This window comes from Cetobacterium somerae ATCC BAA-474 (assembly GCF_000479045.1).
Taxonomy (GTDB): domain Bacteria; phylum Fusobacteriota; class Fusobacteriia; order Fusobacteriales; family Fusobacteriaceae; genus Cetobacterium_A; species Cetobacterium_A somerae.
Genome location: NZ_KI518065.1, coordinates 1 through 11,169, shown reverse-complemented (window position 1 = coordinate 11,169; position 11,169 = coordinate 1). Strand labels below are relative to the sequence as shown.

The 11,169-nt window shown below is 27.0% G+C and carries 8 protein-coding genes; 3 read left to right on the top strand and 5 right to left on the bottom strand.

Features of this window, described 5'->3' with window-relative positions:
- Positions 1-85: 85 nt before the first annotated feature.
- A complete protein-coding gene (locus HMPREF0202_RS00995; protein WP_023051597.1) occupies positions 86-2,278 on the bottom strand; it encodes a glycoside hydrolase in 2,193 nt (730 codons plus the stop codon).
- A gap of 98 nt (positions 2,279-2,376) precedes the next feature.
- Here HMPREF0202_RS00995 and HMPREF0202_RS00990 point away from each other — a divergent pair, with 98 nt between their 5' ends.
- From HMPREF0202_RS00990 to HMPREF0202_RS00980, 3 genes are read left to right on the top strand one after another with little or no spacing between them, the layout of a single operon-like run.
- The gene (locus tag HMPREF0202_RS00990; RefSeq protein ID WP_023051596.1) at positions 2,377-3,033 is read left to right on the top strand and encodes a response regulator transcription factor; all 657 of its coding nucleotides are present in this window, start codon (positions 2,377-2,379) and stop codon (positions 3,031-3,033) included.
- Complete coding sequence (locus tag HMPREF0202_RS00985; protein WP_023051595.1) at positions 3,030-4,373, top strand: sensor histidine kinase; 1,344 nt, start codon at positions 3,030-3,032, stop codon at positions 4,371-4,373. Before HMPREF0202_RS00990 ends, HMPREF0202_RS00985 begins: the two co-directional genes overlap by 4 nt.
- Positions 4,374-4,394: 21 nt before the next feature.
- Positions 4,395-5,378 (top strand): S66 family peptidase, encoded by a 984-nt coding sequence (locus tag HMPREF0202_RS00980; protein WP_023051594.1) that lies wholly within the window; start codon positions 4,395-4,397, stop codon positions 5,376-5,378.
- 506 nt (positions 5,379-5,884) lie between these two features.
- Here HMPREF0202_RS00980 and HMPREF0202_RS00975 read toward each other — a convergent pair.
- The 4 genes from HMPREF0202_RS00975 to HMPREF0202_RS15195 form a co-directional block, all read right to left on the bottom strand.
- A complete protein-coding gene (locus tag HMPREF0202_RS00975; RefSeq protein WP_023051593.1) occupies positions 5,885-6,844 on the bottom strand; it encodes a hypothetical protein in 960 nt (319 codons plus the stop codon).
- 24 nt (positions 6,845-6,868) lie between these two features.
- Positions 6,869-9,097: a tetratricopeptide repeat protein gene (locus tag HMPREF0202_RS14625; RefSeq protein WP_023051592.1), complete on the bottom strand. Its 2,229-nt coding sequence runs from the start codon at positions 9,095-9,097 to the stop codon at positions 6,869-6,871.
- A gap of 18 nt (positions 9,098-9,115) precedes the next feature.
- Positions 9,116-9,577 (bottom strand): toxin-antitoxin system YwqK family antitoxin, encoded by a 462-nt coding sequence (locus HMPREF0202_RS00965; protein WP_023051591.1) that lies wholly within the window; start codon positions 9,575-9,577, stop codon positions 9,116-9,118.
- A 47-nt stretch (positions 9,578-9,624) separates the two neighbouring features.
- On the bottom strand, positions 9,625-11,169 hold a 1,545-nt coding region (locus tag HMPREF0202_RS15195), incomplete at its 5' end, for a toxin-antitoxin system YwqK family antitoxin (RefSeq protein ID WP_023051590.1).

The following is an 11,169-nucleotide window of genomic DNA, read 5'->3' as shown; positions in this document are numbered from 1 at the left end:
ACTTTAACTTGGGATGTTTCTTTAATTTCATACAAGGATATCTAATCTATGACTGAAATAAATTAAGAGTTTTAACAAAAAATATTTATAATTCATCATTGCTCTTTTTAAAATTAATTAATAAGAAAGATTTTTTATCAACTTTAATGCTATTTTGATAAAATGGTATCTCAGAAAAATTTACAATTATCTCCTTCCCATTAGAAAAGGTAGTTTTTTGTACAAGCCTATCTTCTGTCAAATAACAAAAATCTACCATCTCTTCTAATGCCAACTCTCTATGTAATTTACTAAAATTTTGAAAGTGTTTTGTAATTCTATCTTTATTTTCTTTTAATGTTTTTCTATCTAGATGATACATAGGAGGAACATTATAAAGAATCCCTCTCAGTACTATATCTTTTTGTCTATTTTTAACTTTTAAAGTATGAAAAATCCAATGATTAGTACCTATAACAGAATCATTATAAACTAATTGATATAATGGAATATTAAAAAGTTCATTATAAAATATATAATCAGCTTCATCAACAAGAAGAATCTCCTTTTCAAAATATTCTGGAACACCTCCATCCTTACTAACATATCTTCCTATAAAATAATCTGAATTTGGATTTTTCATATCCTTATATATCCACCAAGGCACAATACCAGTAAAAATACCATGAGCATAAGATATAGTTGCAGCTGCAAAATCATCTCCATCCTCTGATCCTATAACTAAATTATATTTATCTTTTATTAAATCCATTCTTTTTATTCTTTGATTAACCTGCTCCTCCTCATCACTTTCATTTCCTGGAGTAAAATCATCATAAATCTCTCCCACTGCATCTGTATCCACAAACCAACTATTAAACTCAAGTTTTGAAAAACGATTTAATCTATAATTCACTTCATCAAAAGAAAACTTAGGATTTAACTCTCTTCCAAAACCATTAAATCCAGTAACTTTTTCTCCATTTTCTAAAGTTATCGTACTACTATCAAAAAGTGTCTCATCTTGAAAGCTTGCTGTATTCCATTTTTCCTTCCCTTTCAAATGGATGCTTTTATAAGAATCATAAGCTCCCACTAAATAACCCATACCAACAGCTTTTTTTATGAATTTTGGATTCAATTCTCCCATTGTATAGTTATGAAATCCAAGCCATGCTTTATCTATTCCAAATTGATTAAGAGTTTCTAAAATTTCTATTGATGTTCCTTCACCCCAATAATTTATAGGAGTCATGAATTTCCCAAATGTTTTTTCTATTTCTAATTTTAAATTTTGAGAAATTTTCACTGAATTTTCCTCATTACTAAAAATCTCATTATATAAAAGTTCATTAAAATATTTAATAAAAGTTCTTTTTTCATATAAATTCAATTTTTGATTTGGTTTCAATTGCTCAATAAAATTTTCAAACTCTTTCGAAGTAGATATATTTTTAGAAAATAACTCCATTAAAAAACTCTTTTTATTTCTTAATTCCTCTTTAAATCTATTAAAAAATCCATTAAAATCTCTTATATCCTCAATAGAAAATAACACCTCTCCTGTTATATAAAAATGCGGTGCTCCCAAAAGTTTTTCAACATTTGAATTCTCTTTAATCTTTTCTTTTAAAGTTTTAAATTTCCCAGTTTGTATTAATTCTTTTCTATAAATTTTAGCGCTCTCTGCTATTGATAAAACATTTGGATAAATCTTAAAATTTATCTCATTATTTTTAGAAATTTTTGAAAAACTATGGGAAAATGATAATATATTATCTTTGTATGTAACTTTATTGTGATACCTATTATCATAAATATATGTGACATACTTTCCATTACTTTTTATAGAAAATAAATTCATTGAAAATACACTAGATCCTTGACTACTATCCAATTTTTTCTCTAAATACCCTTTCCAAATTTTATCATTTGTTGGAACTCTTTTTCCATTTTTTAAAGGTAAAATAAACTCTTCAGATTCATATGCTATTAAGGGAAATAAAAAATCTCCACTCTTTGGCTCTCCTTTAACAGATATATAATCTTCAAAAAAAGTAAGTGTAATTAAAGAGTTTTTTCTCTCAAATATAATTTCATTATCTTTTTTTGAAATAACTTTAACTTCAAAATATTCTTGTGAACCAGAAAGATTTACTTCTTCATTCATAGTTTTCCATTTTATCAAAAAAGTATTTAAATCAACTAAATACTCACCTTTATCAACTTTAATACTCTCTAAGCCAAAACTTAAAATACTACTTAATATAAATATGCAAATAAAAACAACTCTTTTCAATGTATCTCTCCTCCTAAATCATTAATAAAAAAATTATATAGGAGAATTGTTATGACTATGTTAAGATATCTCATATTATTTTTAAAACAGGTGAATATATGAAAATTTTAATAATTGAAGATAACAAAGCTATCGCTGAGATGCTCAAAAACTTTTTTGATTCTGAAAACTGGGAGACATCAATATTTCATGAAGGATATGATGCTCTTGAAAATTTTTATTTAATAAAACCAGATTTGGTTATATTAGATTGGATGCTTCCCACAATCTCTGGAATTGATTTATGTAAAGAGTTAAAATTAGCTAATCCAAGCACTCCTATTATTATGCTTACTGCTAAAAGTCATGACTTAGATGAAATTACAGGTTTCAATAGTGGTGCTGATGATTACATGAGAAAACCATTTAATCCTAAAATTTTACTTTTAAGAATAAAATCTCTTTTAAGTAGAAAAGAAAAACATCAAGTAAAAATTGATGAAAATTCGTATTTAGATTTATCTAAAAAGCAAGTTTTCAATAATAACTCTCCTATTAATCTATCTCCAAAAGAGTACGAATTACTACTATACTTAGGTGAAAATAAAGATAGATATTTCTCAAGAGAACAGTTAATCGAATACATCTGGGGCTTTGATTTTGATGGAGATTTTCGAACAGTTGATACTCATATAACAAATTTAAGAAAAAAACTTCAACTTGAAAATCTCAAAAACAAAAGAGGGATTGGCTACTCGCTGGTGAGTGAAAAATGAAGTTAAAAAGAAAATCATTTATTATTATAAATCTTACTTTATTAATAAGTTTTATTCTTTTTTTCATTTTAACAGAAAATTTTGGAAAAAAATATTATTTCTATAAAGAAAATTCAGAACTTAATAAAATTGAAAACTCTATAAAAAACGGTAATAATTATAACTTACCTCCAGATATTCTAGTTGGTAATATTCCAATTTTAAAAGACAATTTTGAATTTAATAACCAACTAAAATTATCTCTTTTTCAAAAAGATAGTTGGAAATATAATTTTTGGTTTGGAAATGATGCTCTAAAAAAATTAGATGAAACTGGAACCATTACAATGAATTTTCAACAAAGAAATCTTAAGAGTTCGTTCTTAATTAGAGTTTTTAAGAAACAAAATAATTTTATTGTTCTTTGTTTACCACTTTCGGCTATAGAAGAAAATTTAAAATTAATGAAAACTTTTTCATTGTATATATTTTTTATAATTTCTATCTTTATCTGGAGTGTTTATACTTATTATTTTAGAAAGATTGCAAAATATATATCTAATATTGAGTTATCTTTAGATAAAATTTCAAAAAAAGATTTTTTAGAAATTGAACCTATAAATTCTAACGATGAGTTTGGAAATATCTCAAAAAAATTGGTTACTGTTTCTGAAGAGTTAAAAGAATATTTTGAATTTTTAAATAAAAAGTATGAGTCTCAAAAATATTTTTATAACAGTTTAGCTCATGAATTAAAAACACCAATAACTGTTATTAGCGGTTATACTTATTATATTAAAGATATTCTACAAAAAGAAGATCAAAAATATTGCGATTTGATAATTAATGAGTGTATTGGAATATCACAATTAGCCAAAAAATTTCAACTTTTAGCTGAAAATTTTAAAAATTTAGAAATTTCAGAATTTTATTTAGATGAATTAGTGAAAACTAGTATTGATAAATTTCAACTAGATTTTTCAGAGAAAAATATATATGTTGAATTTTTCTCAAACCCTATAAAGATTGTTGGTGATTATAATTTAATTAAAGTCTCTATAGATAATTTAATTTCAAATAGTTTAAAATTTACTAAAAATATTATACGTATCTCACTTTATTCTAATGACAATACGATTGTTTTTTCTATATATAATAACGGAACAAATATTCCTTTAGATAAAATCTCAAAAATATGGGAACCATTTTTCTTTATTGAAAAAAATCATAAAATTGATAACTGGGGATTTGGTTTATCTATTGTTGCCGATGTTGTTAAAAGACATAATGGTAATTATAAAGTTGAAAATAAAGATAATGGCGTTGAGTTTAAAATAATTTTACCTAATATTTTAAAATAAAATAGGATACAGGAGGTTACTATGTTCAAATTAAAAAAAGGAGATATAATTGGATATTATTCTCCATCTGCCCCAGCTACTTTTTTTGCACCTACACGATACAAAAGAGCTCAATTTTTTTTAGAAAGTAAAGGTTTTAAATTAACTTCTGGAAATCTCTCTGGAAAAAGTCAAGGTTATAGATCTGGAAGCATTGCTGAAAGAGCCAATGAACTAAATACTCTTATTGAAGATAAAGAGATTAAGTGTATTATGTCAACTATTGGTGGAAGCAATTCAAATTCTATCCTGCCTTATTTAAATTTTGAGGAAATTAAAAAAAATCCAAAAATATTCATAGGATACTCTGATGTAACTGCAATTTTATTGGCCATATATGCTAAAACAGGTATCATAACTTTTTATGGTCCTGCCCTTGTAGCAAGTTTCGGAGAGTTCTCACCATTAGTGGAAGAAACTTTCTCATACTTTTCAGATATTTTAATGACTGACTTAGAACTACCTTATACATTCAAAACTCCTGATAAATATACTGATAAGTTCATAAATTGGGAGGATCAAAATACTTCTAAAACTACTTACGAAAACAGATTAGTTACTGTTATTCCTGGAAAAGTTTCAGGACGATTAATAGGTGGAAATTTAAATACAATGTATGGAATTTGGGGAAGTGAATATATGCCTGAAATTAAGAAAGGAGATATTCTTTTTATTGAGGACTCTTTAAAAACTGCTGCTGATATAGAGCGAAGTTTTTCTTTTTTAAAGCTTAATAAAGTTTTTGAAAAAGTCAGTGGAATTATTTTAGGTAAACATGAACTTTTCAACGACCAAAACAGTGGAAAGAAGCCTTACGAAATTCTATTAGAAGTTCTTGGAGATACAAAACTCCCTTTTCTAGCTGAATTTGACTGTTGCCATACTCATCCTATGTTAACTCTTCCAATTGGAGGACAAGTTGAACTTGATTCTACAAATAAAAAAGTAACACTTTTGAAGTTTTAAAAAAATTTATAATTTTTAAAACTTTTTTATAAAACTTGTGGTCTAAATATTATAAAAAGTGTTAAAAGTAAAATAATTTTAATCCCCCCATTGGAGCCTCTCCCCCCAGAGGCTCCTTTACTTTTTTGTAATTTCTATTTGATAAAAAGATACAAATTCTATTATAATTTTTTTATATGTATTTATAAAAATTATTATACTTGATATAAGAACTCCAATGCAGCTTCTAAAACCAAATTTGAATTTTAAATGGATTTATAGAGCTATTGTGATCCTTAAAACTTCAGCTAAAGAAACTAACATATTAACTTAAATTCCACTCGATAGAACAGTTTTAAAATTATAGAGTTAAATTATTTTTAATGGACTCTGCCAAACAATTTCCTGTTATACTTCCTAAGTGGGCTATATTAATAATTAATGTTATCGTTCCTAAAGCTATTACCAACAAAATTGATGTAAAATTAATATGAAAAATTTCTTTAATTAAATATGTAATTCAATATTTACTTTACAAGGTCAATCTTTTGAGTTTTTATAGTATAAAAAAATTCATAGATTTCTGTAGCATCTTCATCTAAAAATTTATTGGTAACAACCGCTCTTATTCCAATATCTCCCTCTATGACATCTAGATATCCATAGATAAATTGAAACTCTTTAAATCTACTTTTTAGTTTTTTTTCAAGCTTCTCATAGAGATCTCCCTGCATTAAAATCTCTATAAATAGCCCTGTATTTTTATAAAAATAGTTTTGTGAAGAGATTCTGTTGTTTAGATTTATAAATTTAGCTTTCAGATTTGGATTGAGCGAGTTCATTGGAGAATTAAACTTTTTCCTTGAGACAAAAAAATCTGCACCACTTCCAAATGATGTCATATTAACTCTATAAAAAACTCCATCATCTGAGAAACTATAATAACTTTTTTTTATTTTTTCTGGATTGGTAGTAGTATTAAGATATACCATGTAATTATCTGGAATATTTAAACTCATTTCTTTAAATAGATCCACACAGTACTTTACGCTTTTATCTTTAAAAAAACCTTTTCCTAAATAAAACTCTATGGCATAAGATCTATCTCCATAAATAGTTTCTATATCAGACATTTGAATAAATTTCTCTCCAAAACTTTTCTTAAACTTCTCTGAAACTTTCAGCTGTTTTTTTACAAAAATATTTTTCTCATTTCTAGCTTCCTCTATCCCCTTTAGAATATCCTTTGAGCTATCCTTTTCGTTAAAAACATATGAGAACTCCTCCTTGTCCAATTTATCAACTAGTATTACTTTATAGTTCCCCTCCCACTTTTTAAATGTTTCTGATGGATAGATTTTAATAACTCTCTCTATTTTTATCTCGTTTTTAAACTCTGTGGCAATTAGATTTTTAATCTCCTTTGAATAGAGATGACTCTTTAAAAAAATTATGCTAAAAATAAAAACTACAATGTTTTTAATCATTCTTCTCTCCCTCTAAACCCCATCTTACCAATATCTTTTTTTTAATTTTTTAACCATCTCTTTTGCCCACTCATCCTCAGGATTAAATTGAAGAACTTTTTCAAAATCCAAACGAGCTTTTTTGGAATTCCCCAATTCGTTATTGATATTTCCTCTATTAAAATAAGCATCTGAATAATCAGGATTTAACTCAATAGCTTTTGTGTAATCCTCTATGGCTTCACTATAATTTTTTAATTTTTTATTGTAATAACCTCTATTGTAGTGGTAGCTTGGATTTTTAGGTGCTAACTTTACTATTTCATTGTAATCTTCTAAAACTTCACTATATTTTTGAAAATTTGCCAATAAAGCTGCTCTTCTAAGGTAACAGTTTAAAGTATTACAATCAAAACCTATTGACACAGTGTAGTCCTCTATGGCTCCTGTAAGATTTTCCAACTCCTCTCTCACAAGTCCTCTGTTATAATAAACACGTGCATACCTTGGATCTATCTCCAAAGTTTTTTGGTAGTCCTCTTCAGAACCTTCTAAATTTTTCAATTTTCTTTTTGCGTTTCCTCTGTTGTAATAACTATCAGTATCTCTATAGTTAAGGTTGATAGCTCTTGTATAATCCTCTATGGCTCCTTCATAATTCTCTAACTCCATCTTTGTATTTCCTCTATTGTAGTAGGCAAGTGCGAACTCTGAATTATATTCAATGGCGTCACTATAAGATTTTATAGCTCCCTGATAGTCTCCCATATTATTTTTTAAAACACCAATATTTAAATAAGCCTCTGCAGATCTATTTAAATTAAGAGCAGCTTCATAATCTTTTAACGCTCCTTCCATATCTCCAATTTCACTTTTTGCAATCCCTCTATTCACATAGGGTCTACTAAAATTTGGTGTCAGCATTATTGCAACATCACAATCAGCTATAGCTCCCTCATAATCCCCTAGATTATTTTTAGGAATTGATTTATTGTAGTGAGCATATGTAAAATTAGGGTTGATAGCAGTTGCTTTTGAATAATCATCTATAGCTTCCTCATAGTAACCTAACTCCACTTTACAAAGTCCTCTCTTATTATAGGCATATAAAAACATGGGATTTATATAAAGTGCTTGAGTGTAATCCTCTATCGCTCCCTCATAATTAGAGTAAACATCTTTTTTCAAATTTCCTCTCATATAAAGAGTGATAAAATCAAATGGATTTAACTCTATCTTTTTGTCATACTCCTCTATATTTTTATAATCACTTTCAAACATCCCTTTATAATCAAAATATCCATCTCGATTATCACTATCCTTATGAAACTTCTCTATCCCTTTGTTATAATCATTTACAGCAAGTGGAGTCTGCCATAAATTCATATGGCAAATAGCTCTTGCTATATAATTATTTGAATCCTCTGGATTTTTTTCAATTAGAGTGGTGAAATCCTCTATCGCCTCTTCATAATTTTCTAACTTCATCTCATAGTCTATTTTTTTACGAAGCAAATAGTAAGAGCTGTTACTTTCCATCTGTTTTTTACAGTCTTCTAAACTTCCAGTGATATCACCAATTTCTTCTCTAAGGTCCATTCTTCTAAAATAGTAGTTAAGATTTTCTGGATTTAGCTCAATAGCTTTTGAGATATCCTCTTCAGCTCCTTGATAATCTCCAATTTTTGTTCTTAGTCCACCTCTAATCTCATAATTTTTTAAAAGATCAATATTCTTCTCTATATTTTCTGAAGACTCTCTAATTAAAGAGTCTATTTTTTCCTCAAGTTGATCCTCTGTCAGTAGATTTCTCATGAACTCTTCAAAGTTTTTTGCTAAAAAAGTTATTCTATAGTCACTCTCTTGATCTACTAAGGCAACCTCTGGCTCCCCATCTGGTCCACACTTTCTATAATCTAAAAGCAGCATCAAATGCCCATAGCTTATATGACTACCAAAATATACACCATACTTTGGATAACCCCACTCCTCTGTCCAAAACTCATTTCCAAATTTTCCACACAAAGAGTACTCTTTTGTAGAATCAACTCCAAATATCCCTTCAAAATATTCATAGTCATAATCAAAATCTGGAACTAAATAGTAATTCTTTAATAGACTCCATCCATTTCTTTCCAATAAAAGATTTACATAACTCTCAGGTAATTTATATCCCAATTGAAGTTCAACATCTTTTATTTTATTGATGTCTGTTTCCCCACCAGTATAGAAAAAATCCTTAGAATCCCACATACCTAAACTTAAACTTTTCATTTTTTGCTCCTCAGTATCTTAATTTTTAATCTTCCCATTTTCGTAATAGCTTTCAATAATTCTATCTGCTTCTCCAACTTTGCAAAACATTTCAGTTTTTAGTTGTCCATTTTCATAATATATTTTAACAACTCCATCCTCTATATCATCCTTATAAAATGCTTCTGTTCTTAATTGCCCATTTTCATAATAATCCTTTGCAACACCATTTAACTTTCCATCTTTATATGTGAACTCCCCATATACTTTTCCATTTTTATAGTATATTTTAGTTACTCCATTTAATTCACCATTCTTATATACTCTTTCACTTTGAAGTTCTCCACTTTCAAAATAATCCTTAACAATCCCATTGTCTTTTCCTTTTTCATAGATTAACTCAGTTTTTAATTTCCCACTTTTATAATATATCTTTGTCACTTCATTTTTATCACACGCACTAACAAATAATAATATAATCAAAATCAAATATTTTTTCACGTCTTCCTCCTAAAGTAATTTTTTATACAGCTCCAACTTTACTTTAGCTAATACGATGGCCAATATTGTGGTCCAGCTTCCCACAAAACAACTTTTACCCCATTTCTATACTCACCATTTTCTTTTAATGCTCCATTAGAAAAATATATTTCATATGGACCGTCTAATACTCCTTTAACATAGTTAAAAGATGATATTAAATCACCTCTAGAAGAATCATAATTTTTCCAAACTCCACTTTCCGCTCCGTTAGAAAAATATCCAGTTTTTACAACGGTTTCTACATTACATGGTGATTCTGTTATAGAAGCTGTTCCTGGGAAAAATCCTAAGTTAAACTCTTCAAAATATCCATCTTTAACTATATCCTCATAAGATTTTATTTTTTCACTTTTTCTTTTTCCATAAAAAATCTCTTTTATTCCAAAATATTTAAGCGGATCTTCATACCAACGAATCCCATCTTGAGAAGTTTTTCCAGGAGAATAATTTTGAAATACAACAAAGATATCTTTATTGTCAGAACTTTTTAAAGAGTATAGATTTAACTCCTTATTTTCCAACTTTGCATCTAAAAGATTTAAATCTTTAAATTGTGTCAGTGACTCTCTAGCTTTATAGTATTCATAACCACTCTGAGGATTAATCACTTTATCATATATCGAATAATTCCTTTTATAATGAGTATAGTTTACAACTTTTTCTAAAATAGAGTCCTTATAAGTTTTAATTTGTGATACTTCACCATTTTCTTCAAAATATTTTATCTCCTCTATTTCATTTTTAGAATTATAAGTAGTTGAAGAAAATATATGAAGTTCTTCAGATCTTCTATAAAAAATATCTTTTCTAATTAATATTCCATTAGCAAAATACTTTTTAATAGGTAGATAACGCTTTAGCTCCTCTGAATACTCATAAGAGTTCCAAATTCCAGTTTTACTATTCTTTTTGTAGTCTCCGTTTTCATATTCATTAAAATATTTTCCATTTTTTATAATACTATTCTCTAATATCTCTCCTTGAAAAACTTCTTCCAAAGTTATCAATCCCAATCTTTGAATCTGAAAAAGAAAATAGTAATTTCCATCACTAAATATTATACTGTTTCCAATATTTTTTATGAAATTCAATTTATCAAGTGAATAAATTTTAAAATATTTCTGGAGATTAAACTTTTCATAATCTTGAGGAATAAGTTCATATTGATAAAGATAAGCTTTGCTATTATATTCATCTTTTCCCATCCTTTTTGAAACATCCCAAATGTTATAATCATTAAAATTTACAACTTTATAATAAGGCACTAACTGCTCCAGTTCTTTTTTAGCTAAACTAGCATTAAAATTTTGAACATTTTCGATTTTTTTATTTAATTTTTGAGAAGTAGCAATATTAAGCGTTTTAAAAAAATCTATCGCTTCCTCTTCTTCATATCCATTCTCATTCATGTATAGATTTCCTAGCGAATATCCTTCTAAAGAATTTTTATTATTTTCATTATAAATTATAAATATCTCTTTAATATTATCTTTATTAATATCATATAAAAAAACACTTTTAATCTCTTTTTTTATATTTAAAGTATCTAA